26 protein-coding genes and 2 pseudogenes are annotated in these 26,605 nt (G+C 64.6%); 15 read left to right on the top strand and 13 right to left on the bottom strand.

Annotation, left to right across the window (positions count from 1 at the left end):
* Positions 1–64: 64 nt before the first annotated feature.
* A complete protein-coding gene (gene queD / locus A9971_RS06245) occupies positions 65–421 on the bottom strand; it encodes a 6-carboxytetrahydropterin synthase QueD (protein ID WP_011062303.1) in 357 nt (118 codons plus the stop codon).
* Between the two features lie 129 nt (positions 422–550).
* Entirely contained in the window at positions 551–1,630 is a 1,080-nt protein-coding gene (locus A9971_RS06240; RefSeq protein WP_019092936.1) for a patatin-like phospholipase family protein, read from the bottom strand.
* Positions 1,631–1,791: 161 nt separating this feature from the next.
* Here A9971_RS06240 and A9971_RS06235 point away from each other — a divergent pair, with 161 nt between their 5' ends.
* Genes A9971_RS06235 through A9971_RS06220 form a run of 4 tightly spaced genes read left to right on the top strand, consistent with a single transcriptional unit; the run spans position 1,792 to position 4,395 of the window.
* Complete coding sequence (locus A9971_RS06235) at positions 1,792–2,100, top strand: PepSY domain-containing protein (RefSeq protein WP_011062301.1); 309 nt, start codon at positions 1,792–1,794, stop codon at positions 2,098–2,100.
* Positions 2,100–2,417, top strand: a complete 318-nt coding sequence (locus tag A9971_RS06230) for a PepSY domain-containing protein (protein WP_011062300.1) — start codon at positions 2,100–2,102, stop codon at positions 2,415–2,417. The genes A9971_RS06235 and A9971_RS06230 overlap by 1 nt, the downstream gene beginning before the upstream one ends.
* Positions 2,417–3,085, top strand: a complete 669-nt coding sequence (locus tag A9971_RS06225) for a response regulator transcription factor (RefSeq protein ID WP_015636364.1) — start codon at positions 2,417–2,419, stop codon at positions 3,083–3,085. Before A9971_RS06230 ends, A9971_RS06225 begins: the two co-directional genes overlap by 1 nt.
* Positions 3,082–4,395 (top strand): sensor histidine kinase, encoded by a 1,314-nt coding sequence (locus tag A9971_RS06220; protein WP_011062298.1) that lies wholly within the window; start codon positions 3,082–3,084, stop codon positions 4,393–4,395. Before A9971_RS06225 ends, A9971_RS06220 begins: the two co-directional genes overlap by 4 nt.
* Before the next feature lie 245 nt (positions 4,396–4,640).
* Here A9971_RS06220 and A9971_RS33115 read toward each other — a convergent pair whose 3' ends face one another.
* Positions 4,641–5,396: a methyl-accepting chemotaxis protein gene (locus tag A9971_RS33115; RefSeq protein WP_373870541.1), complete on the bottom strand. Its 756-nt coding sequence runs from the start codon at positions 5,394–5,396 to the stop codon at positions 4,641–4,643.
* 102 nt (positions 5,397–5,498) lie between these two features.
* Positions 5,499–6,569, bottom strand: a pseudogene (locus A9971_RS33110) (HAMP domain-containing protein); the annotation flags it as partial.
* A 566-nt stretch (positions 6,570–7,135) separates the two neighbouring features.
* Between A9971_RS33110 and A9971_RS06210 the strand changes: the two are divergent.
* From A9971_RS06210 to A9971_RS33100, 3 genes and pseudogenes are all read left to right on the top strand, one after another.
* Entirely contained in the window at positions 7,136–8,452 is a 1,317-nt protein-coding gene (locus A9971_RS06210; protein WP_161466524.1) for a Na+/H+ antiporter family protein, read from the top strand.
* A gap of 176 nt (positions 8,453–8,628) precedes the next feature.
* Positions 8,629–9,465: pseudogene (locus tag A9971_RS33105) on the top strand (cache domain-containing protein); the annotation flags it as partial.
* A 36-nt stretch (positions 9,466–9,501) separates the two neighbouring features.
* Positions 9,502–10,323 (top strand): methyl-accepting chemotaxis protein, encoded by an 822-nt coding sequence (locus A9971_RS33100; protein WP_370509004.1) that lies wholly within the window; start codon positions 9,502–9,504, stop codon positions 10,321–10,323.
* Positions 10,324–10,472: 149 nt separating this feature from the next.
* On the opposite strand, the gene yegQ is transcribed toward A9971_RS33100, so the two are convergent.
* Positions 10,473–11,798 carry a tRNA 5-hydroxyuridine modification protein YegQ gene (yegQ, locus tag A9971_RS06200; RefSeq protein WP_183001695.1) on the bottom strand — a complete coding sequence of 442 codons (1,326 nt, stop codon included), beginning with the start codon at positions 11,796–11,798 and terminating at the stop codon, positions 10,473–10,475.
* 159 nt (positions 11,799–11,957) lie between these two features.
* Between yegQ and A9971_RS06195 the strand changes: the two genes are divergently transcribed.
* A complete protein-coding gene (locus tag A9971_RS06195) occupies positions 11,958–13,019 on the top strand; it encodes an AI-2E family transporter (protein ID WP_011062293.1) in 1,062 nt (353 codons plus the stop codon).
* Here A9971_RS06195 and A9971_RS06190 read toward each other — a convergent pair.
* From A9971_RS06190 to A9971_RS06180, 3 genes are all read right to left on the bottom strand, one after another.
* Entirely contained in the window at positions 13,016–13,198 is a 183-nt protein-coding gene (locus tag A9971_RS06190) for a hypothetical protein (RefSeq protein ID WP_053152771.1), read from the bottom strand. The two genes, A9971_RS06195 and A9971_RS06190, sit on opposite strands and share 4 nt — an antisense overlap.
* 108 nt (positions 13,199–13,306) lie before the next feature.
* The gene (locus A9971_RS06185; protein ID WP_011062291.1) at positions 13,307–13,501 is read right to left on the bottom strand and encodes a hypothetical protein; all 195 of its coding nucleotides are present in this window, start codon (positions 13,499–13,501) and stop codon (positions 13,307–13,309) included.
* A 248-nt stretch (positions 13,502–13,749) separates the two neighbouring features.
* Positions 13,750–14,118: a hypothetical protein gene (locus tag A9971_RS06180; RefSeq protein WP_015636359.1), complete on the bottom strand. Its 369-nt coding sequence runs from the start codon at positions 14,116–14,118 to the stop codon at positions 13,750–13,752.
* Positions 14,119–14,368: 250 nt separating this feature from the next.
* Between A9971_RS06180 and A9971_RS06175 the strand changes: the two genes are divergently transcribed.
* Entirely contained in the window at positions 14,369–15,187 is an 819-nt protein-coding gene (locus A9971_RS06175; protein WP_053152769.1) for a shikimate 5-dehydrogenase, read from the top strand.
* A 101-nt stretch (positions 15,188–15,288) separates the two neighbouring features.
* Here the strand turns inward: A9971_RS06175 and A9971_RS06170 are convergent, their stop codons facing one another.
* The gene (locus tag A9971_RS06170; RefSeq protein ID WP_019092845.1) at positions 15,289–15,939 is read right to left on the bottom strand and encodes a YceH family protein; all 651 of its coding nucleotides are present in this window, start codon (positions 15,937–15,939) and stop codon (positions 15,289–15,291) included.
* 220 nt (positions 15,940–16,159) lie between these two features.
* Entirely contained in the window at positions 16,160–18,679 is a 2,520-nt protein-coding gene (locus tag A9971_RS06165) for an alpha/beta hydrolase fold domain-containing protein (RefSeq protein WP_183001694.1), read from the bottom strand.
* A gap of 177 nt (positions 18,680–18,856) precedes the next feature.
* Between A9971_RS06165 and A9971_RS06160 the strand changes: the two genes are divergently transcribed.
* Positions 18,857–19,879 carry an AraC family transcriptional regulator gene (locus A9971_RS06160; protein WP_183001693.1) on the top strand — a complete coding sequence of 341 codons (1,023 nt, stop codon included), beginning with the start codon at positions 18,857–18,859 and terminating at the stop codon, positions 19,877–19,879.
* A 72-nt stretch (positions 19,880–19,951) separates the two neighbouring features.
* Complete coding sequence (locus A9971_RS06155; RefSeq protein WP_011062285.1) at positions 19,952–20,461, top strand: DUF1993 family protein; 510 nt, start codon at positions 19,952–19,954, stop codon at positions 20,459–20,461.
* A gap of 155 nt (positions 20,462–20,616) precedes the next feature.
* On the opposite strand, the gene sstT is transcribed toward A9971_RS06155, so the two are convergent.
* Entirely contained in the window at positions 20,617–21,849 is a 1,233-nt protein-coding gene (sstT, locus tag A9971_RS06150; RefSeq protein ID WP_015636354.1) for a serine/threonine transporter SstT, read from the bottom strand.
* Between the two features lie 341 nt (positions 21,850–22,190).
* Here sstT and A9971_RS06145 point away from each other — a divergent pair, with 341 nt between their 5' ends.
* Positions 22,191–23,348 carry an MFS transporter gene (locus tag A9971_RS06145; protein ID WP_053152765.1) on the top strand — a complete coding sequence of 386 codons (1,158 nt, stop codon included), beginning with the start codon at positions 22,191–22,193 and terminating at the stop codon, positions 23,346–23,348.
* Here the strand turns inward: A9971_RS06145 and nhaR are convergent, their stop codons facing one another.
* A complete protein-coding gene (gene nhaR / locus A9971_RS06140) occupies positions 23,349–24,254 on the bottom strand; it encodes a transcriptional activator NhaR (RefSeq protein WP_019092849.1) in 906 nt (301 codons plus the stop codon).
* Positions 24,255–24,388: 134 nt separating this feature from the next.
* On the opposite strand from nhaR, the gene A9971_RS06135 reads away from it, so the two are divergent.
* On the top strand, positions 24,389–24,640 hold the full coding sequence (locus A9971_RS06135) for a hypothetical protein (protein WP_011062281.1): 252 nt from the start codon (positions 24,389–24,391) through the stop codon (positions 24,638–24,640).
* A 30-nt stretch (positions 24,641–24,670) separates the two neighbouring features.
* Complete coding sequence (locus A9971_RS06130) at positions 24,671–25,426, top strand: TerC family protein (RefSeq protein ID WP_015636352.1); 756 nt, start codon at positions 24,671–24,673, stop codon at positions 25,424–25,426.
* 79 nt (positions 25,427–25,505) lie between these two features.
* Here A9971_RS06130 and A9971_RS06125 read toward each other — a convergent pair whose 3' ends face one another.
* A complete protein-coding gene (locus A9971_RS06125) occupies positions 25,506–25,676 on the bottom strand; it encodes a hypothetical protein (protein WP_015636351.1) in 171 nt (56 codons plus the stop codon).
* 222 nt (positions 25,677–25,898) lie between these two features.
* Here A9971_RS06125 and A9971_RS06120 point away from each other — a divergent pair, with 222 nt between their 5' ends.
* Positions 25,899–26,573 (top strand): peptidase C39 family protein, encoded by a 675-nt coding sequence (locus A9971_RS06120; RefSeq protein ID WP_011062278.1) that lies wholly within the window; start codon positions 25,899–25,901, stop codon positions 26,571–26,573.
* Positions 26,574–26,605 lie beyond the last annotated feature (32 nt).

Here is a 26,605-nt window from a genome sequence, read left to right as displayed (position 1 = left end):
ACGGCGGGGTGGGGCAATCATAGGCATAAAAAAACCACCCCGTGGGGTGGTTTCTTCGGCGGGCTTATTCGCCGCGGTAGATGCAGCCGCTGGTGCAGGTTTCGTGGATGCGGATCGCACTCAGCTCCGGCAGCAGGGGCTTGAGCTCATTCCAGATCCATTTGGCCAGGACTTCGCTGGTGGGGTTTTCCAGGCCGGGAATGTCGTTCAGGTAGTTGTGGTCCAGGCGCTCGTACAGCGGCTTGAAGATCGCCTTGATTTCCGAGAAGTCGCGGATCCAGCCGGTGTGTGCGTCGACCTCGCCACTGAGGTGGATCGCCACCTTGAACGAGTGGCCATGGAGGCGGCCGCACTTGTGGCCCTCGGGCACGAAAGGCAGGCGGTGGGCGGATTCGAAGGTAAATTCTTTGAAGATTTCCACAGTGTCGGTCAGCTCTGTCAGATGGCTATCGCCCGGGGGCGAGTTGAGGCAGGCGGCGAGTTTATCAGCTTGCCCCGGCGCTTGCGGAAAAACCCTGACTAAAGGGTCAGTGCGCGGCCTGGGGCAGCCTCACAGGCTTTGCAGGCGTTCGCCCAGGCGATTCTGCGCCGCCAGTTCGAGGAATTCGTCGCCCAGGCGCCGGCTTTCGTCCATGGCGCTGCGCCAGTATTTTTGCCGGCCGGCGTCATCGCCCATGAAGCGCTTGAAGTCGTTGCGGTCCGGCAGCTTGCCGTAGGGCAGGCGCGCCAGGTATTCCTTCGACGGCGCCAGCAGCAAGACGTCCCGCAGGCGCTCCGGGCTGGCCCGGCGCCAGGGCAGGGTCTTGTCGAACCAGCCGGGGATCACCCGGTCGGTGAAGTGCGGGTAGAGCACGATGTCGCTGCCGCTGTAGGGCAGGTCCAGGTGGTAGTCCAGCAGGCCGCCGTCGCGGAAGGTGCCGGCCCCGGCGCCGGGCAGATCGCGCACGCCCTGCATGACCATGGGGATCGAGCCCGAGGCCAGCAGCGCCTGGCGCAGGTTGCCGCGGTCCAGGGGCACGAAGCGCGAAGGGAAGTCTTCCAGGGTGTGCAAGGGCGGGGCCAGGCGCGGGTCGTGCAGTACCAGGCGCTCGAAGTGCCGGGCCAGGCGCGCGCGGCCCCGCAGATTGTCGGCGATCACCGAGGACAGCCCCAGGCCGAGGCGCCCGCGATGGTCGTCGGCGAGCAGGCCGTGGCTTTTGACCACCATGATGTTCAGCCGGTAGTGAGGGTTGTCGAGGATCGAGGCGTCGCGGCCCTCCAGCAGGTCCTCGAGCATGCGCCGGGAGCTCTGGCTGATCTGCGCCATGGTCACGCCCTTGGCAAAGCTCTGGGCGTTGTACAACTGGCCGAGGCGGCGGATGCCTTCGGCGGCGTCCGGCAGGCAGGCGCTGGCGAAGCGCCAGGAACCCACCGAGGCGCCGATCAGCGAGCGTTCCCGGGGCGCCGATGGCAGCCATTCACCGAACAGCGCCAGGTCCAGGCCCTGGATGCCCAGGGCCTTGGGGCCGCCGGCGGCGCCGGGCAAGGTGCCGACTTCACGGGGGTGCAGGCCTTGCTGGCGGATGCGGGCCAGGGCGCGGGGGCCGGCCTTGAGGGTCAGGGCGGGAAACTTGATATGGATGGCGGTCATACCGGGCTCACTCTTGAATCAGCCGCCGAGTATAGAGACACCTGGGGCTGCGGGCCGAGTGAAACCTGTGTCAGGCCCATGCTGGCCATTCAGTTTCAATTAAGTTGCCTTGGGTATGGTCTGCGGCATCGGCCTTTGGCCACCGACTTTGGAGAACTGCCATGAAGACCCTTGCCGCGCTGTTCGGCGCCAGCCTTGTCGCCCTGACCGCCAGCCTGGCCCACGCCCGCGACCTGGGGCCGGACGAAGCCCTGAGACTGCGCGACGCTGGTACCATTGTGTCCTTTGAAAAACTCAATGCCACGGCCCTGTCCCGGCATCCTGGGGCGAGCATCAGTGAAACCGAGCTGGAAGAAGAGTACGGCAAGTACATCTACCAGGTTGAACTGCGCGACCCGCAGGGGCTGGAATGGGACCTGGAACTGGACGCCGTGAGCGGCCAGGTACTCAAGGATCATCAGGACACCTAATGAACCGCACTCTGCGCACCGCCGGCAGCCGTGCAGCCCTGGCGCTGCTGCTGTTCTGCTCCCTGGCCATGGCCCGCGACCTGGACCAGGACGAGGCCCTGCGCCTGCGCCAGCAAGGGGTGATCCTGCCCCTGGAGCAACTGCTCAAGCAGGCCATGGACCGTTACCCCGGGGCCAAGCTGCTGGAGGCCGAGCTGGAAGAAAAGCACGATGTGTACATCTATGAAGTCGAGCTGTTGACTGTGGACGGGGTGGTTCGCGAGCTGGACCTGGAAGCCGCCACCGGGCGTTTGTTGAAAGATGAGGAAGACGACTGATGCGCCTGCTTGTGGTGGAAGACCACGTATCCCTGGCCGATGAACTGCTTGAAGGCCTGAACCGCCAGGGCTACGCCGTGGACTGGCTGGCCGACGGCCGCGACGCGCTGTACCAGGGCGCCAGCGAACCCTATGACCTGATCATCCTCGACCTCGGCCTGCCCGGGGTGCCGGGCCTGGAGGTGCTGCGAAAGTGGCGCGCCGATGGCCTGGCAACGCCGGTGCTGATCCTCACCGCCCGCGGCTCCTGGGCCGAGCGCATCGAGGGGCTCAAGGCCGGCGCCGACGATTACCTGAGCAAACCGTTCCATCCCGAAGAGCTGCACCTGCGGGTCCAGGCCCTGCTGCGCCGCTCCCATGGCCAGGCCAACCAGCAGACCCTGCAGGCCGCCGGCCTGCACCTGGACGAGGGCCGGCAATGTGTGGTCCGCGACGGCCAGGATGTCTTGCTGACCGCCGCGGAGTTCCGCCTGTTGCGCTATTTCATGCTGCACCCGCAGCAGATCCTTTCCAAAAGCCACCTGGCCGAACACCTCTACGACGGTGAAACCGAGCGCGACTCCAACGTCCTCGAAGTTCACGTCAACCACCTGCGGCGCAAGCTGGGCCGCAGTGTGATCGAAACCCGCCGCGGCCAGGGTTATCTGTTCGGCGGAACCACTTCGTGAGATCGATCCAGCGCCGCCTGAGCCTGGGCCTGATCACGGTGATGGTGGTGGTCGGGCTGGTGCTGGCGCAGACCAGCCTCTGGCTGTTCGAGGTGGGCCTGCAACGCTACCTGGAAGCCGGCCTGCGCAACGACAGCGAGAGCCTGCTGCTGGCCCTGGTGCGCGGTCCTCAGGGGCTGCAGCTGGATGAACGGCGTCTGTCGCCGGCCTACCAGCGGCCGTTTTCCGGGCACTATTTCCGTATCGATTTTGCCGATGTGCACTGGCGCTCGCGCTCGCTGTGGGACCAGGAACTGCCGCAACTGGAGCGCGCCGGCCTGCAGGGCAACCTGCAACTGGGGCCGGAGGGCCAGCAACTGCTGGTGCTGCGCAGCGACTACAAGCGCCTCGGGCAGTCGATCTCCATCAGCGTGGCCCAGGACTACACCCCGGTGCGTGAAAGCTTCCAGCGCATGCGCCAGATCGGCCTCGGGCTGGGGCTGGCCGGGCTGCTGCTGATCCTGCTGCTGCAACGCCTGACCGTGCGCCGCGCCCTGCGCCCGCTGGAAACCGCCCGCGAGCAGATCGCCCAGTTGCAACAGGGCCAGCGTTCGCAACTGGATGCCCAGGTGCCGGTGGAACTGGAGCCCCTGGTGGCGCAGATCAACCACTTGCTGGCCCATACCGAAGACAGCCTCAACCGTTCCCGCAATGCCCTGGGCAACCTGGGCCATGCCTTGAAGACCCCGCTGGCGGTGCTCCTGAGCCTGGCGTCGAGCCCCAGGCTCGACGGCCACCCCGAGGTGCGCAGGATGCTCCAGGAACAGTTGGAGCAGGTGCAGCAGCGCCTCAATCGCGAACTCAACCGCGCGCGGCTGGCGGGGGATGCGCTGCCCGGGGTGCTGTTCGAGTGCGATGCCGAGCTGCCGGGGCTCCTGGCGACCTTGAACATGATCCATGGCCAGCACCTGGAACTGAGCTACCAGGCGCCACCGGGGCTGCGCCTGCCCTGGGACCGGGAAGACCTGCTGGAGCTCTTGGGCAACCTGCTGGACAACGCCTGCAAATGGGCGGATGCCCAGGTGCGCCTGAGCGTGGAAGAGCGGCCGCAGGGCTTCTGCCTGGCGGTGGACGACGACGGTCCGGGCATTCCCGAAGCGCGGCGCGATGAGGTATTCGGCCGGGGCACGCGCCTGGATGAACAGACCCACGGCCACGGGCTGGGCCTGGGCATCGTGCGCGACATCGTCGACGCCTGCGGTGGAACCCTGAACCTGGGGGAAAGCGAGTGGGGCGGCTTGCGGGTAGAGATCGAACTGCCCAGGCGCTGAACTTGCCGGGCGCCAGGTTCGGCGCCCGTGGCGGCTGTCGATCAAGCGTCGAACCCTGGCGCTCTCTGAAGCGTTGCGTCCCTGCGACGCAGTGCCGGAAAGACCGTTCGCAGCCTGCGGTAGCGGCTACACCCACCGGCTCCGCCCCGACCTGTAGCCGCTGCCGAGCCATGGCAAGGCTGCGACAAGGCCCGAAGGGCCTTTGGCGTCCTCAAGGGCGGCTATCGCAGCCTGCGGCAGCGGGGTCAGACGCGGAACTGGTCCATCAGGCTCTGTTGCTGGTTGGCCAGGCTGTTGAGCGACTGGCTGACCCGCGCCGATTCATTGGCCTGCTCCGACAGCGATTCGGTGACATCGCGAATGGTCGCCACGTTGCTGTTGATCTCTTCGGCCACCGCGCTCTGCTGTTCGGCGGCGCTGGCGATCTGCAGGTTCATGTCGCTGATCACGGTTACCGCATCGCCGATCTGGCGCAGGGCGGTGACCGCCTGGCCCACTTGTTCGACGCTGCCCTGGGCCTGGCGATGGCTGTTGTTCATCGAACCCACCACCTCCCGCGTGCCGTTCTGCAGTTGCTCGATCACCTGGCGGGTTTCTTCCACCGACTCCTGGGTGCGCTGGGCCAGGTTGCGCACCTCATCGGCCACCACCGCGAAGCCGCGGCCGGCTTCCCCGGCGCGAGCGGCTTCGATGGCCGCGTTCAAGGCCAGCAGGTTGGTCTGCTCGGCAATCGAGCGGATCACTTCCAGTACCGTGCCGATCTGCTCGCTGTTGGCAGCCAGGCCTTCGACCTGGGTCATGGCGGCGCTCATGTCGGCGGCCAGCAAGTCGATGCTGCGGGTGGTGTGGTCGATAACGTTCAGGCCCTGGCGGGTGGCCTGGTCGGCATCCCGCGCGGCCTGGGCGGCCTGGGCCGCGCTGCGGGCCACGTCCTGGGCGGTGGCGCTCATTTCATGGGAAGCGGTGGCCACCTGGTCCACCTGGCGATACTGCTGCTCCATGCCGGCGCTGGTCTGGGTGGCGATGGCCGAGGACTGGTCGGCGGTGCCGCGAGCGTCCTGCACCGAGCGTTTTACCTCGGCGATGATCGGCTGCAGCTTGTCCAGGAAGCGGTTGAACCAGCCGGCCAGCTGGCCCAGTTCGTCCTGCTTGTCGTAGGCCAGGCGCCGGGTCAGGTCGCCTTCGCCGCTGGCGATGTCTTCTAGCATGTGGGCCACGCCGAGGATCGGCCGGGTCACGCTGCGGGCCATCAGCCACACCAGCAACAGGCCCACCACCGCCGCCAGCAGGCCCAGGCCGAGCTCGATCAGGGTGCCGCTGTTGTTGCGCGCATCCAGCTCGCTTTTCAGGGCTTCGGCCGGGCCTACCAGGACTTTTTCCGGCACATCCAGCAGTACGCCCCAGGCCTTGCCACCGGGGATCGGGGTGAAGGGCGCCAGCACCTTGAGTTCACGGTTGCTGTGCAGGCTCTGGGTCTGGGTGCTGTTGGCCAGCAGGCGGATCAGCTCGGCGCCGTTGGTGGTGTCGACGCTGTCCAGGCGCTGGCTGAGCTTGCTGGCGTCCGGGCTGTAGCCGGCCAGCAGGCCCGCCGGGCTCAGGATGCTGACGTTGGTCTGGCCGGCATAGAGGCGCTTGCTGGCGCTCTGGCTGATGGCCTGGAGGCTGTTGAGGTTGATGTCCACCGACAGCGAAGCGATGACTTTGCCGTCCACCATCAGCGGGAAGACGATGCTGGTCATCAGCACCTTCTGGCCGTCGATGTCATAGAAGTAGGGTTCGATCACGCAGGGCTTGAGGGTGCTGCGCGGGCAGGTGAACCAGGCGTTGGCCGGCTGGCCGCTGGGGCCGGTGCGGGTGTCGCTCATGTCGCTTTCGGGCAGTGACATGGAGGTCAGCTTGCCCGGGGTGGGTTGGGACCAGTACAGGGCGAAGCGGCCCTTTTCGTTGCTGCCCAGTTCGCTCTGGCCGCCGAACAACTCGTCCTTGCCGTCCAGGGCGTTGGCTTCGAACACCAGGGACAGGCCCAGCAAGTCGGGGTTGGCCTGCAGCGCCGACTTGACCTGGCGGGTCAGGTCCTCGCGCAGGTCGAAGGCGTCGAGGAAGCGTTTCTCGGCCTGTTCCCGCAGGAACAGCACCTGGCGCGAGAAGCCGTGGCCGTATTGATAGGCGTCCATGAATTGCTGGCGAATGCCCAGTGCCTGGACTTCACCCTGGGCCTCGATCCGCGCCTGGGCGGCTTCGTTGAGCATCTCCATGCTCGAGGCCTTCACCAGCTCGGAGCTGTGCTCCATGCGATACAGCGAAAGCCCCACCAACAGCGACACGATGCCCAACAGGCAGAGTCCGGCCAGCAAGGTGATTTTCCATTGGATGGAAAGTTGTCTGAGCGACATGGAGACGTCCTTTATTCGATAAATATCTGAGACTTTGCACTGTAGCGGCCGACCAATGGCGTTCTTTAAACGCTTGTTCGAAATAAACCGCGAGGCGCTGGGGCTGCTGTGCAGCCCAGTGCGAGCAAGCTCCCTCGCCACGGGTACGGGGTTGGTCTTGGGGGCTTTACGAGCAAGCTCGCTCCTGCGGGCGGCGGGGTGCGGGGTTTTGACAAGCCGGGTCGGCTGCTGCAAAGTGCGCCCCCCTAATAAGAACCTCTTTCATTTCGATGTCGGCAGCCCGCTGCCTTCCGGTCGGTCACAGGCTTTTGCGCCATTTTTAGCGGCGCAGTAATGAGGTAACGATGATTAACGCAGTAATTGCCGCGGTTGGCGTAATGCTGGTGCTCAGCCTGTCCCGCGTGCATGTAGTGATCGCCCTGATCATTGGCGCCCTGGTGGGCGGCCTGGCCGGCGGCCTGGGCATCGAGGCCACGCTCAAGGCCTTCAATAGCGGCCTGGGGGGCGGTGCCACCGTGGCCATGTCCTACGCCTTGCTCGGTGCTTTCGCCGTGGCGATTGCCAAATCCGGGCTGGCCCACGCGTTGGCGGACAAGATCCTGCTGCTGGTGGACCGGCAGGACGCCAACGGCGGCGGCCAGGTCAAGTGGCTGCTGATCGGCCTGCTGTGGGTGGTGGCGATTGCCTCGCAGAACATCCTGCCGATCCACATTGCCTTCATTCCGCTGCTGGTGCCGCCGCTGCTGTATGTGCTGACCAAGCTGCAACTGGATCGCCGGCTGATCGCCTGTGTGATCACCTTCGGCCTGATCACCCCCTACATGTTCCTGCCGGTGGGTTTCGGCAACATCTTCCTCAACGAAATCCTCCTGGCCAACGTGGCCCGCAGCGGCGTCGATATCAGCCAGGTCAACGTCACCCACGCCATGGGCATTCCCGCCCTGGGCATGCTTTGCGGCTTGCTGCTGGCGTTCTTCAGCTACCGCAAGAAGCGCGTCTATGACCTGGACCGCATCGAGAAGGTCGAGCAGGTGGCGGTGCAGTACAACCCGCGGACCCTGCTGGTGGCCGCGGCGGCCATAGTCGCGGCGTTCGTGATCCAGCTGCTGCTGGACTCGATGATTATCGGTGCCTTGTGCGGTTTTCTGATTTTCTCGGTGTCGGGCATCGTGCGCTGGCGCGAGACCGACGACCTGTTCACCGAAGGCATGAAGATGATGGCCATGATCGGCTTCATCATGATCGCCGCCTCGGGGTTCGCCGAAGTGATGAAGGCCACCGGCGAGGTCAATTCCCTGGTCCAGGCTTCGGCGGCCTGGATCGGCCACAGCAAGGGCGTGGGCGCCTTGCTGATGCTGCTGGTGGGCCTGCTGGTGACCATGGGCATCGGCTCGTCGTTCTCCACAGTGCCGATCCTCGCGGCGATCTTCGTGCCTTTGTGTGTGCAACTGGGCTTCAGTCCGCTGGCCATCGTCTGCATCGTCGGCACCGCCGGTGCCCTGGGCGATGCCGGTTCGCCGGCCTCGGACTCGACCCTGGGACCGACCTCGGGCCTGAATATCGACGGCCAGCACCACCACATCTGGGACACCGTGGTTCCGACCTTCCTGCACTACAACCTGCCGCTGCTGGCCTTCGGCTGGGTGGCGGCCATGGTCCTCTGATCATCTCGCTCTCGTAGAAGCCGGGGGTTGTCGTAAGAGCTGGCTTGCCAGCGAAGGCATCGGCAAGGTCGGTGCAAGGCTCGAGGGCCCCTTCGCCGGCAAGCCGGCTCCTAGGGGTTCAGGCTCAACTTTTTTTTTGGCGTGCCGTTAACGGCATATCACGCCAATAAAAAACCATGAGTGAGCCCCCTATGCGCTTGAGCCTGAAGGCCAAAGTCCTGTCCCTGGCAGTACTCCCGGTACTGCTGTTCGCCCTGGTGATCAGCCTGAGCACCGTGCTCATGCTGCGCCAGCAGGCACAGAAGGAAGTCGAGGAAACCCGCAACCGGCTGCTGACTGAAGCCAAGGCCACCCTGCAGAGTTATGTGGAAGTCGCGCTGACTACCGTCAAGCCGCTCTACGATGCGGCGGCGCAGGGCGATCAGGCCGCCCGGGCCGAAGTGGTCAAGCTGCTGTCCAATATCAGCTATGGCAAGGACGGCTACTTCTTCGGCTACGACTCCGAGACTGTGCGCCTGTTCAAGGGCAACAGCCCGGACGGCGTGGGCAAGAGCTTCAAGGACAACCGCGACCCCAATGGGGTGTACGTCAACCGCGAGCTGGTGCGGGTCGGCAAGGACGGCAGCCACTATGTGCAATACAGCTCGACCCAGCCGGGCAGCGACGTGCTGGTGCCCAAGCTGGGCTACACCGAGTACCTGCCCAAGTGGGACATGGTGCTGGGCACCTCGGTCAACCTCGATGGCATCGACGCCCAGGTCGCCGCAGTGCAGAGCAGCGTCAACCAGCGCATGGAAGGCATGGTCCTGAGCATCCTCGGGATCGCCGCGGTGGTGCTGGTGGTGATCGCCGCCCTGGGCATGCTGGTGGCCAACACCATGCTGCGCCCGCTGAACCTGATGAAAGCCAACCTCGACGATATCGCCGCCGGCGAGGGCGACCTGACCCGGCGCCTGGCCATTACCAGCCAGGACGAACTGGGGCAGTTGGCCGGCTCGTTCAACCGCTTTGTCGACAAGATCCACGGCCTGGTACGGCAGATCACCGAGATGACCGGCCAGCTCACCGAGCTGGTGACCCAGGTCTCGGATCAGGCCCAGCGTTCGGAACAGGCCATGGAGCGCCAGCGCCACGAGACCGATCAGGTGGCCACGGCGATCAACGAAATGTCTTCCGCAGCCCATGAGGTGGCCCGCAGTGCCCAGGGCGCAGCCGTTGCCGCCCAGCAGACCGATGAAGAGGGCCAGGCGGCCAAGCGCGTGGTGGATGGCAGTATTCAGCAGATCCATGCGCTGGTCAGCGATATCCGCAACAGCGGTACTTCCCTGGACAGCCTGCAGCAGGACGTGACGTCGATTGTCAGCGTGCTGGACGTGATCCGCTCGATCGCCGAGCAGACCAACCTGCTGGCCCTGAACGCCGCCATCGAAGCGGCTCGGGCCGGGGAGGCCGGGCGCGGTTTTGCGGTGGTGGCCGACGAAGTACGGGCCCTGGCCAGCCGCACCCAGCAGAGCACTCAGGAAATCCAGGGCATGATCGACCGCCTGCAGCAGGGCACCCGGGTGGCGGTGGACGCCATGCGCCGTTCCAGCGATGCCGGCGACGGCACCTCGGTGAAGGCCAACGAAGCCGGGGCGTCGCTGGACACCATGGCCCAGTTGATCGGCACCATCAATTCGATGAACGCGCAGATTGCCAGTGCGGCGGAAGAACAGACTGCGGTGGCCGAAGAGATCAATCGCAGCGTGCATCAGATCGCCGTGGCGGTGGACAGTGTGGCCGATGAAACCCAGCGCGGCGCCCAGACTTCCCGCAGCCTGGCGGACCTGGGTCAGCGCCTGGGGCGGCTGGTGGGACAATTCCGTATCTGAGGGCGGGGCGCCGGTGGCTGGTGTAGCCGCTGCCAAGCCTGCGAGGCTGCGAAAAGGCCCGAAGGGCCTTGCGTGGCGGTCTTTAGGCAGCCCATCAGAAGGTCCCACCGCCCCCGTCAGCAGCTACATCAGGGTGTTACCTGCACGGCTCAGGCGCTGATATCGCGCATCAGCAGGCCAAAACGCAGGTCCACCTGATCAGGGATCGGCAGGTACACCGTATGGCCGTCACCTGGCGCCACTTCGATGGCTTCGCCCTTGGCGTTCTGCAACTGGTGCAGGTCGAAGTGGAAGTTGCCCCGAGGGGTCATCAGTTCCATGTGATCGCCCAGGGCGAAACGGTTTTTCACCTTCACTTCGGCCAGGCGGTCGCGGCGTTCGCCGGTCAGTTCACCGACGAACTGCTGGCGCTCCGACACCGAGCTGCCGTTCTGGTAGTTCTGATACTCGTCATGCACATGCCGGCGCAGGAAACCCTCGGTGTAGCCGCGCTGGGCCAGGGACTCCAGATCGCTCATCAACTGGCGGTCGAACTCGCGGCCAGCGGCGGCATCGTCGATGGCCCGGCGATAGACCTGGGTGGTGCGTGCGCAATAGAAGTGCGACTTGGTGCGCCCCTCGATCTTCAGCGAGTGCACGCCCATGCGGGTCAGGCGCTCCACGTGCTGCACCGCCCGCAGGTCCTTGGCGTTCATGATGTAGGTGCCGTGCTCGTCTTCGAAGGCCGGCATCAGCTCGCCCGGGCGATTGGCTTCCTGCAGCAGGAACACCTGGTCGGTGGGGGCGCCCAGGCCCAGGGTCGGCTCCGGCTGGTAGCTCTGCACGATGTCGCCCACGGCATTCTCGGTGGCCGTCTGGGCGCTGTATTTCCAGCGGCAGGCATTGGTGCAGGTGCCCTGGTTGGCATCGCGCTTGTTCATGTAGCCCGACAGCAGGCAACGCCCGGAGTAGGCCATGCACAGCGCCCCGTGGACGAAGACTTCCAGCTCCATGCCCGGCACCTGCTGGCGGATTTCCTCGATCTCCTCCAGGGACAGTTCCCGGGACAGGATGATCCGGGTCAGGCCCTGCTGCAGCCAGAACTCGACGCTGGCCCAGTTCACCGTGTTGGCCTGCACCGAGAGGTGGATCGGCATCTGCGGGAAGTGCCGGCGTACCAGCATGATCAGCCCCGGGTCGGACATGATCAGCGCATCCGGAGCCATCTCGATCACCGGCGCCAGGTCCTTGAGGAAGGTCTTGAGCTTGGCATTGTGTGGGGCGATGTTGACCACCACGTAGAAGCGCTTGCCCTGGGCCTGGGCCTCGCGGATGCCGAGGGCCAGGTTGGCATGGTCGAATTCGTTGTTGCGTACCCGCAGGCTGTAGCGCGGCTGGCCGGCGTACACCGCGTCGGCGCCGTAGGCGAAGGCGTAGCGCATGTTCTTCAGGGTGCCGGCGGGGGCCAGGAGTTCGGGTTTGGCGAGGGGCGTCATGGGGCTGTCGGTCGCAAAAGGTCGCGAGGGTAAGCCAGTGCGCTAGGGTATTCATTGATCTGGATCTATGCCGACAGCAGAAAAAACGGCACTCGGCGCCGCGGCCGGGGACTAAGCCTCAGGACGCTGATTTTCCGCGTGACAGACCTGGACCTGTAGATGAACCAAACCAACCTGCAAAACAAAAGCCTGCTGCTGTTGCTGGCACTGGTGACCCTGGCCTTTATCTGGATTCTGCTGCCGTTCTACGGTGCGCTGTTCTGGGCAGTGATCCTGGGCATTGTCTTCGCCCCCTTGCAGCGTCGGCTGCAGGCCCGCTTCGGCTGGCAGCGCAACTTGACGTCCCTGTGCACCCTGTTGATCTGCCTGGTGATCGCGATTCTGCCGGTGATCATCACCAGCGTGCTGCTGGTGCAGGAGGGGGCCGAGCTGTACAAGAAAATCGAAAGCGGCCAGCTGGATATCGCCGCCTACCTGGCTCAGTTCAAGCACAGCCTGCCGCCGTACTTCCAGCACCTGCTGGACCGCTTCGGCCTGGGCGAACTCAAGGGGCTGCAGGAGAAGGTGGTCAAGAGCGCGATGCAGGGCAGCCAGTACCTGGCGACCCAGGCTTTCAGCTTCGGCCAGGGCACCTTCGAGTTCGTGGTGAGCTTCTTCATCATGCTCTACCTGCTGTTCTTCTTTCTGCGCGACGGCCCGGAGCTGGTGCGCAAGATCCGCACCGCCGTGCCCCTGGCGGAATACCAGAAGCGCCGCCTGCAATTGAAGTTCAACCGAGTGGTGCGGGCCACGGTCAAGGGCAATGTGCTGGTGGCGGTGACCCAGGGCGCCCTGGGGGGCTTGATCTTCTGGTTCCTCGACATTCCCAGCGCCTTGCTCTGGGCGGTGCTGATGGCGTTCCTGTCACTGTTGCCGGCCGTGGGGGCGGGGATTGTCTGGGGGCCGGTGGCGGCCTACTTCCTGATCAGCGGAGCGATCTGGCAAGGGGTGGTGCTGGGGCTGTTCGGGGTGTTCGTGATCGGCCTGGTGGACAACCTGCTGCGGCCGATCCTGGTGGGCAAGGACACCAAGATGCCGGACTACCTGATCCTGATCTCGACCCTGGGAGGGCTGGCGATCTTCGGCCTCAACGGCTTTGTCATCGGGCCCCTGATTGCCGCGCTGTTCATGTCCAGCTGGGCCCTGTTCGTCGAGACCCGGCCCCGGGTGCAGTTGCCCTAGGGCTGGACGATGCGCAGCGCCAGTTGCCGGGACAGGGTCTGGGCGGCGGGCAGGGAGGTCAGCGGGCCGCTGACCATCTCGCCGTCGCGCACCAGGTACCAGCAAGCCAGCAACCCCAGTTCCCTGAGCGATGCGGGGACCGCGCTGCCAATGACGGACATGATCTGAACCTTGGGCATGACAACCTCCTCGATCTGAGGGGGGTTACCTTACAAAGCCCGAAGTGCTACGAAAAATCACCCAATCTGATAGTGGACATTGATGCCGGTGCTACCGCAGCCGGCAGTTCAGTCCACCACCTGGTCGAGCATGTGCAGCACTTCCTGCTCGTTGAGCAGGCCCTTGCGCACCAGGTTCTGGGCCAGCAGCGAGAGGAACTTGGCGCTGCGGTGGCCTTCCAGGTGCTTGAGTTCGGTCAGGGCGTCGTACACCCGGCTGGAGGTGCAGAGGCCGGCGACGCGGTGCGGGTTTTGCGTGGGCATGGATTCGTCCTTGTTGTTATGGGCCTGTGGCGAGCGGACTGTGTCGATCTTGTCGTCCTTGAATGACACAAACATGACAGTCGCATGTCGCTCACCGCAGCCGTGGGATCAGTACACTATTGCCGGATTTAAACGCAAATACTGTTCCAGTCACGACATGCTTGAGAATTATTCAGACATTCGGATAGTGGCAAAATGCAACAAGCCCCGCTTTGGGGGCGGGGCCTGTTGTTTGATTCTGCCAGTGCTTACCAGCGGCCGGGACCCGGGCCGTAATAGTAATGCGGGTGGCCGTAGTAACCGCGAGGTGGCCCGTAGTACACCGGTGCCGGGCGGTAGTAGACCGGTTGCTGCACATAGACCGGTGCCGGCTGGTAGTAGACCGGTGGTGGCGGTGCGGCATAGACCGGCTGCGGTTGGACATACACCGGCGCTTGCTGCACATAGACCGGGCGATCCTGGTTGGCGATCACCGAACCCACTACGGCAGCGCCGACAACAGCACCCAAGGCGGCGGGCCCGACCCAGCCACCACCACCGTGGGCTGAAGCCTGGCCTGCGACAGCGAGTGCACCAATGAGCAAGGCTATCTTGGGGATTTTGGAGATCATGGTCATTCCTCGGTTCAACCCCAGCGTTTATGGTCTGCACCAGACTCAAGAACTGACGCGGGGGATACTTCTAAGACAGCGGTTCCTGCGAAATCTGCACAGCCGCTGAGTAAATATTGTGTAAGGTCTGTACCGGTCTCTTTACCGTCATCCCTGGGCGGTGGCGAAGGCCGGTGAACACGCGCCGATATGATCAGGCCAAGCGGCGCGCCAGACCAATCCCGTCCATCTGAAAGTGCCGAGCGAGGAAACCGATATGCAAATGAACCCCAACAAAGACACTCAGTTGTGCATGTCCTTGTCCGGGCGCCCGGGGAATTTCGGCCTGCGTTTTCACAACCACCTGTATGAGCAGTTGGGTCTCAATTTCTACTACAAGGCCTTCAGCAGCCAGGACCTGCCCGGCGCCGTCGCCGGGATCCGGGCGCTGGGCATCCGCGGTTGCGGGGTGTCCATGCCGTTCAAGGAAGACTGCATCGCCCTGGTGGATGAGCTGGATGCCTCGGCCCGGGCCATTGCCTCAATCAATACCATCGTCAACACCAACGGCCATCTCAAGGCCTACAACACCGACTACATCGCCGTGGCGCAATTGCTGGCGGGCCACGGGGTGCCTCGAGAGTCGAGCTTTGCCCTGCGCGGCAGCGGCGGCATGGCCAAGGCCGTGGCCAGTGCCTTGCGTGATGGTGGTTATGCCAACGGGGTGATCGTGGCCCGCAACGAAGTGGCCGGGCGCGCCCTGGCCAGCTCCCTGGGTTATGAGTGGCAGGCCGAGTTGGGCAGCCTGCGGCCGCAGATGCTGATCAACGTCACCCCGATCGGCATGAGCGGCGGGCCAGAGGCGCAGCAGCTGGCGTTCGACGCCGAGGCGATAACGGCGGCGCAGACGGTGTTCGATGTGGTGGCGGTGCCGCCGGAGACGCCGTTGATCCTGCGGGCCCGGGCCGAGGGTAAGCAGGTCATCACCGGGCTGGAAGTGATTGCCATCCAGGCGCTGGAGCAGTTCGTGCTTTATACCGGGGTGCGCCCGAGCGAAGAGCAGTTCCAGAAGGCCGTGGCCTTCGCCCGCCCCTGAGTCCGAAGCCCTGTCACCGCTGCCGCAGGCCGCGACAAGGCCAGCAAGGCCCTGAAGCCCCCTTCGAGGTCGATCGCAGCCTGCGGCAGCGGCTCCGGGGTTCAGCCTTCGAGTTGGGCCAGGCGCTCTTCCAGGGCAGCGATCCGCGCTTCCAGTTCTTCGATGCGTTCCACTGAAACCGCGCCGCCGGCGCTGCGCTCAACCGGGTTGCTGCGGGCGGCGAGGATTGCCTCGATGTCCGCCGGGTCACCCAGGGCGTGGGTATAACGGTCTTCGCGCTGGCCGGCCTGCCGCGGAATGTGCAGGGCCAGGCCCCGGGCAATCAGGCGTTCGAGCTGGTGCAGGACCTGTTCGCTGTCTTCGAAATCATGCATGCGCCCGCTACGGGTCAGCAGTTCGTTGACCGTCTGCGGGCCACGCAGGAACATCAGGCCGCACAGGATCAGTTGCGCCGGTACCAGTTCCAGGGCCTTGTCCAGGCGCTGTTCCCAGCGGTCGGCGCGGCTGCCCATCACCAGGCGGGTGAAGCCCTGGGCTTCGAGGGCACGCAGGCTTTGCCCGACCTGGCCCTGGGTCAGGTTCATCACCGGTTCGCGGCTGGTTTTCTGATTGCAGGCAATCACCAGGGCGTTGAGGGTCAGGGGATAGGTTTCCGGGCTGGTGGCCTGCTTTTCGATCAACGAACCCAGGATGCGGATATCGGTACTGCTCAAGCGCAGTGCTTCACCGGGTGTGTCGTGCTCGCTGCTCATAAGTGCTGGTCCCTTGGTCACTGATGGATGGATTGTGAAAAAAACGCCACCGGGCGCTGGAACAGCGTCCGGGGTTTCTGCGTGGCCGGGTCGGCCACTTTCGAGGGGCTCTGTTTTACCTCCAGAACCCGGATCTTGCCATCAGAACTTGGCGCGGCCCGCGCCGGCACCGGTTGACCGGGGCGCCCCCGCCACCATGTTTTGGGCGAGGGCGGCCGGTTCAGCTGGGTTGCGGATCTGTTGCAGGCTGTGTCGTACGGGGTGAGTCGGCTGCCTGCGGGGTTTGGCCCGCGGTCTCCAGGCACTGGCGGGCAAACCGGGCGAGGCCCAGCAGGGCGTTTCTCGCCGAGCGCAGGTAGAACGCCTGCAACTGGAACACGTGCCAGCGGCCCTGGTGGATTTCCAACTGGCAAGCCACCCCCGACTGCCTGGCGCGCTCGGCCAGGCGCGTGGAGTCGGACAGCAGCAGTTCCTGGTCGCCTACCTGGATCAGCATCGGTGGCAGGCCGCGCAGGTCTGCTTCCAGGGGGCGGTGGCTTAGTGCTTGAACGGGCGCCGCGTAGGCCTTGAGGGCTTGCTCCAGCCAGTCGCGGCGGATCATCGGGTCGGCCTCCTGGCGCGATTGCATGCTGGCGCCGCCCAGGTCCGGATCGGTGACCGGCGACAGCAGCATCAGCCCGGCGGCAATCCCGTTACCACGCTCCTTCAGGGCCAGGGCCAGGGCCAGCACCAGGGCGCCGCCGGCGGAATCGCCGGCAATCAGCAGCTTGTCCGCCGGGCAAAGCTGGGCGCGGATTGCGTCATAGCAGGCCAGGCAATCCTCCAGCGCGGCGGGGTAGGGGTGTTCCGGGGCCAGCCGGTAGTCCGGCACCCACACCGCGCAGCCGCTGTCCCTGGCCAGGCGGCTGGTGACGCTGTAGTGAGAGCGCGGGCTGCCCAGGCAGAAGGCGCCACCGTGCAGGTAGAGAATCACCCCCTTGGGCGCCCTGGTTCCGGGTTCGACAATCTGCAACGAGAGCCCGTCCAGCTGCATGCTCCGGCGGTTCACGCCCAGGCAGCCGGGCATCAGCCATGACAACAGGTCGACGATCTTGCGCTGGCTGGCCAGGGCTCGGGGCGGGCCGATCAAGGCCCTGAAACTGACCCGCAGAAAAACCCGCAGGAAGGCTGCGTTGGCCCGCTCCAACCAGTCCCGGGGGGCGGCTATGCGTTGCCCTTCGCAGGCTGGGGATTGGGTGTCCAGCGGGCTGGACAGGCGATAGGCCGCCAGCCCGGCATAGCGCGCCAGCCAGCGGTAGGACCAGGTGAAGCCTGGCCAGTTGGTGCTGTTGTGCCCCCGTTCGTCGACATACCAGCTCTTGCAGCCGCTCCACACCGAAGTGGCCAGGCGGCGCTGGATGCCCAGTTGAAAGCGCTGGTGGCGCTGCTCGTCCACTTCCACATGGCTGGCGCCGCTGTCCAGCAGGGCCAGGCGGGCCTGCATGACGTGGGAAATCTGGCTTTCCAGCATATGGATGATGGAGTTGTGGCCCAGGTTGGTGTTGGGCCCGTAGAGCATGAAGAAGTTGGGAAAACCCGGCACGCTGATGCCCAGGTAGGCCGCCGCGCCACCTTGCCAGGCCTGGTTCAGGTCGAGCCCGTCGCATCCGGTGATGCGCATGGGCGAGAGGAACTCGGTGGCGGCGAAACCGGTGCCATAGATGATCGCGTCCACGGCGTGTTCCTCGCCGTCCAGGGTTTCGATGCCGTGCTCGGTGATCTGCCGGATGCCTCGGGTCAGCAGGTGCACATGGGGCTGGTCGAAGGTCTTGAGGTAGTCGTTGGACAGCAGGATGCGCTTGCAGCCGATGGGGTAGTCCGGGGTCATCTGGCGGCGCAGTTCGGGGCTGGCGACCGAGGTGTGCAGCAGCTTCTTGAACGGGCCACCGACCACCCACTTGGTCAGGCCCTGCAGGCGCGTGAAGCCCAAAGCCCGGGATTCGAAGTGCAGGTAGTGGGCCGCACGCACCAGCTTCATCTTCCAGGGTTGGCGCAGGAAGCGCTGCTTTTCCTCGGCACTGTAGGGGCGGTCGGCCTTGGGCATGATGTAGGCCGGTGAGCGTTGGAAGACCTTGAGTTCGGCCACCTGCCTGGCAACCTCCGGGACGAACTGGATGGCCGAGGCGCCGGTGCCGATCACCGCCACCCGCTTGCCCGCCAGGGGATAGTCATGATCCCAGTGGGCGGAGTGGAAGACCCGGCCGCGGAAGCTGGCCATGCCCGGCAGGTCGGGCAGGGCCGGGCGGCTCAACTGGCCGGTGGCGCTGATCAGCAGGCGGGCGGCATGGCGCTGGCCATCGGCGCAGGTGACATGCCAGCAGGCATTGGCGGTATCGAATTCGGCATGGCGCACCTCGGCGCCGAAGCGGATATGGGGTTTGAGCTCATAGACGCCGGCACAATGTTGCAGGTAACCATGGATTTCTGCCTGGGGCGCGAACACCCGGGACCAGTGCGGGTTGGGTTCGAAGGAAAACGAATACAGGTGCGAGGGCACGTCGCAGGCAGCGCCGGGATAGCTGTTGTCGCGCCAGACGCCGCCCACGTCCTGGCCTTTTTCAAGAATGACGAAACGGTGCACGCCCGCCTTGCGCAGGGCGATGGCCATGCCCAGGCCGCCAAAGCCGCTGCCGATGATGATGGCCTCCAGCGGTGTGGCCGAGTCGGGGGCGGGGTGTGTAGCAGGTGCGAATTCGCGCATGACGACCTCGTTGTTATTGTTGTGCGGCGCAGGGTTGATGCTCCCGGGGCCACTTCCTTGTTTCTGCGGTGCAGCCCCGATCAGTGAAGCATGCGGGGAATAAACCGTGGACCCCATGCTGTAACGGGACAAGTGCTTTAGTATTTGGGCCAACACCTTTCTTCACGAGCCGCGCCCATGAGCACTCAGTCGTTCACCCGGGGACCGTCCAGCGCCTTGCTGCTGCTCGGTTTCGGCTGCGAAAAGGGCTTGGCGCCAGCGCGGTTGCTGGCCGGTTGCGGGCTGTCCCGGGAGCAGTTGCAAAACCCCAACAGCCTGCTGTCGGCGGCCCAGGAGTTGCGCCTGGCCAGTAACCTGCTGGCGCTGCTCGGCCAGCCCCGGGGCCTGGGGTATGCAGTGGGGGCGCGTTATCACTTCTCCACCTATGGCCTGTTCGGCTACGGCCTGATCAGCAGCGCCACCCCGGCGGATGCCCTGGCCCTGGCCTTGCGCTTCCTGCCGCTGACCTATGCCTTTGCCGAGATCGGCTACCGGCTGGAACCGGGGCTCGGGGTGCTGACCTTTGCCGAGCCTCGGGTGGCGGACCCCTTGTTGGCGCAGTTCCTGTTACAGCGGGACATGGCGGCCGCCGCGACGCTGATGCAGGAAATAGTCGGTGCGGATTTTCGCCTGCTGCGTTTCGGTCGCAGTGTCAGCCCTGAGCTGGAAGGGGACGAGCCGGCGCAGATTCTCGGGGTGCCCGCCGACTATCGGGCCGACGCCAATACCCTGGCCTTCGACCGGCGTTTCCTGCATCGGCCCTTGCCCCAGGCCAACCCGCTGACGGTGGCCATGTGCGAGCAGATGTGCGCGCAGTTGCTGGAGCGGCGACAGACCCATCAGGGGGTTGCCGCGCTGGTCCGCCAGCACCTGGATGCCCTGCCGGCGGCAAGCGTACCGGACTTGCCGGCCATGGCCCGGCTGCTGTGCACCAGCGTGCGGACCTTGAAGCGACGCTTGCAGGAGGAGGGCACCTGCTATCGGCAGGTACTGGCCGGGCATCGAGGCGCCCGGGCCCTGGAGTTGCTGGGCAATCCGCGGCTGAGCCTGTCCCAGGTGGCCGAAAGGCTTGGCTTCAGTGACCTGTCGAGTTTTTCCCAGAGCTTCAAGCGCTGGTTCGGCGTGGCCCCCAGCGTGTATCGCCAGGAGCGCTGCGGATAAAGGCCCCGTGCTGGCGTGCTGTGGCTATAATCGCTGCTCGCTGTATTCCCGCCATTCCCTGTCGAGACTGTCATGACTATTTCCCTGTACGCCGCTTCCGTTCCTGTCTTCAAGCAAATGCTCAATGCCTTGAGCGACGTGCTGCACAAGGCCGAAGCCCACGCCACGGCGAAGAACATCGAGCCCAACGCCCTGCTGCAGGCGCGCCTGTACCCGGACATGTTCCCGCTGGTGCGCCAGGTGCAGATCGCCGTGGACTTCGCCAAGGGCGTATCGGCGCGCCTGGCCGAAGTCGAGCTGCCCAAGTACGACGACACTGAAACCACCTTCGCCGACCTGCAGGCGCTGATCGCCAAGGTCCTGGCCTTTATCGACGGCATCCAACCGGCGCAGATCGATGGCAAGGAAGGCATCGAGATCGTGACCCGTCCGGGCACCCCGAAAGAGAAGCGCTTCAGTGGCCAGTCCTACCTGCTGACCTACGGCCTGCCGCAGTTCTTCTTCCACGTCACCACCACCTACGCAATCCTGCGTCACAACGGTGTGGAAGTGGGCAAGCGCGACTACATGGGCGCGTTCTAAGGCGTTTGGCTACGAGGTTCTCGTAGCGCACAAAAAAGCCCGGCCAGGTTGACCCTGGCCGGGCTTTTTTGTGGCTGCTGCCGCAGGCTGCGAACGGTCCGCAGGGAGCGGGTTCGGCAGTGGCTACAGGGCCATGCCGATCCGGGATGTGCGCATCAGGCCGAGGCTTGCGCCTTGTCTTCCTGGGCCATGCACGCGGCGGCGGTGAAGAGTACGTCGGTGGAGGAATTCAGCGCGGTTTCCGCCGAATCCTGCAGCACGCCGATGATGAAGCCTACGGCCACCACCTGCATGGCGATTTCGCTGGGAATGCCGAACAGGCTGCAGGCCAGGGGAATCAGCAGCAGCGAGCCGCCGGCCACGCCGGAAGCACCGCAGGCGCAGATGGCCGCGACCACGCTGAGCAGCACGGCGGTGGGCAGGTCGACGGCGATACCGAGGGTGTGCACGGCGGCCAGGGTCAGCACGGTAATGGTGATTGCCGCGCCGGCCATGTTGATGGTGGCGCCCAGCGGGATCGACACCGAGTAGGTGTCTTCATGCAGGCCCAGGCGCTTGCTCAGTTCCAGGTTGACTGGAATGTTGGCCGCCGAGCTGCGGGTGAAGAAGGCGGTGATGCCACTTTCGCGCAGGCAGGTCAGCACCAGCGGGAAGGGGTTGCGGCGGATCTTCCAGAACACGATCAGCGGGTTCATCACCAGGGCCACGAACAGCATGCAGCCGATCAGGACCGCCAGCAGGTGCAGGTAGCCGAGCAGGGCGTTGAAGCCCGAGGTGGCCAGGGTCGAGGCCACCAGGCCGAAGATCCCCAGGGGCGCGAAGCGGATCACCACGCGCACGATGACAGTGACCCCGTTGGACAGGTCATCGAGCACGGTGCGGGTGGTCTCGCCGGCATGGCGGATGGCCACGCCCATGCCAATGGCCCAGGCCAGGATGCCGATGAAGTTGGCGTTCATCAGGGCGCTGACCGGGTTGTCCACCACGCTCAGCAGCAGGCTTTGCAGCACTTCGGTGATCCCGCCGGGCGCGCTGATGGCCACGTCGTGGGTGGACAGCACCAGGGCGGAAGGAAACAGGCTGCTGGCGATCACCGCCACCACGGCGGCGGCGAAGGTGCCCAGCAGGTAGAGCACCAGGATCGGCCGGATATGGGTTTCCTGGCCGTGCTTGTGGTTGGCGATGGAGGCCATCACCAGCACGAACACCAGGATCGGGGCCACGGCCTTGAGCGCCGAGACGAATACCTTGCCGATAAAGGTGGTGGATTTCGCCACCTCCGGTGCCAGCAGTGCCAGGGCGATACCGGCGATCAGGCCGATAACGATCTGCGTGACCAGGCTCAGGCGTTTGAGGGAATGCAGAAAGGAAGGGGGTGAAGCGCTCATAGCGGTATCTCTGTTTTTTTTAATGTGCGGAGCCTGCCGGTCGCCAGCGCCGGTGGTTGAACCGCCAGGCACAGACGCAGTCTGAAAAGGCGACGGGCGATCGAGACGTTTGAAGGGTAGACGAACTCGACAGGGCCTGTTTTCAGCAGGGGGCGGACTTTATCACAGGAGGCCGGGGTTACCGCGTCGATGTGACGATCTGCCACTTGCCCCTTGCAGAGCCGTGCACGCGGTGGTTGCCCGGAGCCGGGCGCACTCTGTTAAGATTCGCCATCCCCTTTTTCTATCCAGTCAGCGGGCCCTTCGGGCTGTCGCTGCTGTCGCTGTTTCTGGAGTTCTGCATGCTGTTGCCCATCCTGCTGTTGTCGGCCGCCGGTTTTACCGTGCTGACCACGGAGTTCATCATCGTCGGCCTGTTGCCGTCGATTGCCCGCGACCTGCAGGTCAGCGTGTCCCAGGCCGGGCTGCTAGTGACCCTGTTCGCCTTTACCGTGGCTGCCTTCGGGCCATTTCTGACCGCCTACTTCGCGCGTTTTCCCCGCAAGAAGCTGTTTATCAGCGTGCTGGTGATGTTCGGCCTGGCCAATACCCTGGCGGCGCTGGCGCCGAACATCTGGGTGATGTCCCTGGCGCGGCTGGTGCCGGCCCTGGGGTTGCCGGTGTTCTGGGCCCTGGCCAGCGAGACGGCGGTGGACATCGTCGGCCCGGACTACGCCGGGCGGGCGATTGCCAAGATCGGCTTCGGCATTGTCTGCGCCACGGTGTTCGGGATTCCCGTGGGCACCCTGATTGCCGATGCGTTCGGCTGGCGCAGCGCCTTCGGCATCCTGGCGGTGGTGGCGTTCGCCAAGGCCCTGTTGCTGTTTATCTACCTGCCGCAAACCCGCCAGCACAACGAGCAGGTGAGCCTGCGGGCGCAGTTTCGCATCCTGCGCAGCCCGCTGATGCAAGGGCATGTGCTGCTGTCGATCCTGGTATTTAGCGGCATGTTCACTGCCTACACCTACCTGGCGGACATACTCGAGCGCCTGGCCGGGTTCGACGGTGCGCTGGTGGGCTGGTGCCTGATGGGCTTTGGCGCGGTGGGCCTGATCGGCAATTCCCTGGGCGGCCGGGCGGTGGACCGTCACCCGTTGATCGCCTCCATGGTGTTCTGCGCACTGATGATTGGCGGCATGGTAGCCCTGGTGCCGAGCATTCATTCGACCCTGGGGTTGGCAGCGGCCATGGCCATCTGGGGCGTGACCCAGGCGGCGATGTTCCTGGTGAGCCATGTGCGCTTGATCAAGGCGGCTCCCCAGGCGCCGGCCTTCGCCGCTTCGTTGAACATTGCCGGGGCCAACCTGGGCATTGGCCTGGGGGCAATGGTCGGCGGCCGGGTGATCGATACCCTGGGCCTGGGCAGCCTGGGGTTCGCGGCCTCGGGTTTCATTCTGCTGTCGATCGCCCTGGCGCTGCTGCTGATGAAGCTCAAAGCGCCGAGTGCCTGCGTTTCCTGATCAGAGATTGAGGGGCGTGAACAATTCTCGTCGCGCCCCTTCGGTAATGGCCACGATGCCGGGGTGCTTGACCTTGCGCTCCACGGAAATGGCGTAGAACGACTCGGCCACGGCATCGGTCTGGCCAATCAGTTGCACTCCGTACTGTTGCATGACCTCGTCGGCAATCACGCTGGGGGCGATGAAGATTCCACTGCCGGATTGGCCAAAGGCCTGCATCAGGGCGCTGTCGTCGAATTCACCGATGATCCGTGGCTGCAACTGTTGCTCGGCGAACCAGCGCAGCAGGCGGCTGCGGACCACGGTTTCCTGCCCGGGAATCAGCAGTGGCGCGCCGTGCAGGCCCCGGGGGAAGTCAGCGCCGTGCCGCCGCGCCAGCTCCTCGGTGGCGAAGAAACTGATGCCGCATTCCCCTAGCTTCTGGCTGTAGCCCTTGATGTCCAGGTGCGAGGGCATCGGGCTGTCGGAAATCACCAGGTCCAGGCGCTGGATGGCCAGGTCCGCCAGCAGGCGTTCGAGCTTGTCTTCGCGACAGGTCAGGCGGATCGGCTCGCTGAGCTCCATGGTCGGGGCGATCAGGCGATAGACGATGGACTTGGGCACCACATCCGCCACGCCGACCCGGAACTGGATCTGCTGTTCGTCGGGGCGGGCGCGGAGCATGGCTTCCAGCTCGCCCCCGAGCTGGAACATCTGCTCGGCGTAGGGCAGGGCCTGGCGTCCGGCTTCGGTCAGCTCCAACTGGCGGCCAACCCGGCGAAACAATTCGATGCCGTAAGTCTGTTCCAGCAGGCTGATCTGGCCGCTGATGGTTTGCGGGGTCAGGTTCAACTGGTCGCAGGCGCGGACGATGCTGCCGGTCTTGGCCACAACCCAGAAATAATGCAGCTGGCGGTAGTTGAGCATGGGCACATTCAGTTCGTAAAAAGCGAAGTATAACTGCTAAAAAAACGAATTTTCCTGAAGTATCACTCTCCTTAGAATGCCTCGCTATCGCCGGGGCCCTACTTGGTCCCGTCCGTTCTATCGAGGAATACGGCATGTCTTTCAAAACCTTGGGCGCAGCGTCGCTGCTGGCCCTGTCTATGCTGACCCTGGCGGGTTGTGACCAGGCGGAAAAAAGTGCGCAGCAGATGCTGGGCAAGGCGGCGGAGTCGGCCAAGCAGGCCATCGACGATACCCACAAAGCGGCAGAACAGGCGCTCAGCGATGCGACTCAGAGCGTGACCGGCAAGGAAAAGCCAGAGGACGACAGCGAGAAGAAACCAGCGCCTGCGTCCCAGGAAATCTGATCTTTCATACAACCGAGTCAGGATTGACCCATGGATTACCTTTTACAGCTCGCTGCAAGCCCCACCGCCTGGGTCGCCCTGGCCACCCTGGTGGTGATGGAGATCGTGCTTGGCATCGATAACCTGATCTTTATCTCCATCCTCACCAACAAGTTGCCGCAAAAGCACCGGGCCAAGGCACGGCGCATCGGTATCGGCATGGCCTTGATCCTGCGCCTGGCGCTGCTCAGTACCATTGCGTTCATCGTCCAGCTCACTGAGCCGGTGATTGAAGTGATGGGGCAGAGTTTCTCCTGGAAGGACATGATCCTGATTGCCGGTGGCCTGTTCCTGGTGTGGAAAGCCACCACGGAAATCCACCACAGCATGGACCCTGAACCTGAGCAGGCCAAGAACGAGACTCCGGGCGTGGCTATCGGCTTTGCCGCAGCGATCGGTCAGATCCTGTTGCTGGACATGGTGTTCTCCATCGACAGCATCATTACTGCAGTCGGCATGACCGAGCATTTGCCGATCATGATCATTGCCGTGGTGGTGTCGGTGCTGGTGATGCTGCTGGCGGCCGAACCGCTGGCCAAGTTCATCAATGACAACCCGACCGTGGTGATGCTGGCCCTGGGCTTCTTGATCATGATCGGCATGACCCTGATCGCCGAAGGTTTCGGCGCCCATGTGCCCAAGGGCTATGTGTATGCGGCGATGGCCTTCTCGGCGGCCATTGAGAGTCTCAACATGCTGGCCCGCCGGGCCCGGCAGAAGCGTCAGGCGGCCCGTAGCGACGCTTGATCCGCAGCCATGACTGGCGGCCGCCTGTACTCCTTGGAGTCAGGCGGCCGCTTTGTTTCAGGGGTAGGGGAAACCTTGATCAGTGGGCAGCGGCAGGACGCCGGGCGCTCTTTCCAGCCTTGATGGCGGGGGCTGCTTGCGGGGGCTGATGGTGGTGGCGGCGGGTGATGCGCAGCACGCCCCAGAGCATAGCGGCGGCTACCGCCAGCCAGCCGAGGATCAGCATCAGGATGGTCGTTGTCAGGCTCATAAGTGCCTCCTTTATGCCCCGTGCGGGGCACACACTCTTAACAATCGACAGTCTAGTAGCCTATGTGTTTCAAGCTATTGACCAATAGTCGAGAGTCTTCGAACACTTCGCTCTATGGTTTTCAATTAACTGGCGCCTAACGCTATACCCTTGCCCGCGGGCGCCCTATTATCAGGGCCCCAGCCGGAGGCGGGTCGCCCGGTGTCTGAATAGAGAGCAAAGATGGTGCGGGTATTTCCTCGGTTTCGAGTGGCGCTGCTGGCCAGCGCCTGTGTCTTGGCCCTGGCCGGTTGTGCCGGTAGCGTGCAGCCTGACATCCAGCGCCTGCCGGAACGTGTCGAACTCAACAGCGTGCCGTCTTTCCGTGGCCAGATGTACCAGAGCGGCCCAGGTGCACTGGCCAGCATGCTGTCGCAGCAGGGCGTGGTGATCACGCCCGGTCTGCTGGACAAGCCATTGCATCTGCCGGGTGCCGAGGCGCAGTTGCAGCAGAACATGCAGAACCTGGCGCGTGAATACGGCATGGTCGTCTATCCCCTGGATAACCAATTGTCGGCGTTGCTGACGCAGGTGGCGGCGGGTTACCCGGTGCTGGTGCGCTTTACCGAGGGTTCGACATTCTGGGCTGAGCCGCGCTATGCCGTACTGGCCGGCTACAACCGCGACAAGCAGACAGTGCTGTTGCGTGGGGCGAAAAGCCGTCGGCAACTGATGAGCTTCAGCGAGTTTGAGTCATCCTGGAAGAGTGCCGGCAGCTTTGCTGTATTGATCCAGGCCCCCAACCAGTTGCCGGCCAAGGTGGATCGCCAGCGTTGGTTGAAAGCCGTCAATGAATTGGCCCAGGCCGGCCAGGAGCAGGCGGCAGCCCGGGCGAGCAAGGCACTGGACAGTCATTGAGTGTGCTACAGACAACAACGGCGCCTGAGGGC

The sequence above is a fragment of the Pseudomonas sp. UME65 genome (assembly GCF_014170225.1).
GTDB classification, from domain to species: Bacteria; Pseudomonadota; Gammaproteobacteria; order Pseudomonadales; family Pseudomonadaceae; genus Aquipseudomonas; species Aquipseudomonas protegens.
This window is presented reverse-complemented; position numbering and strand designations above follow the sequence as displayed.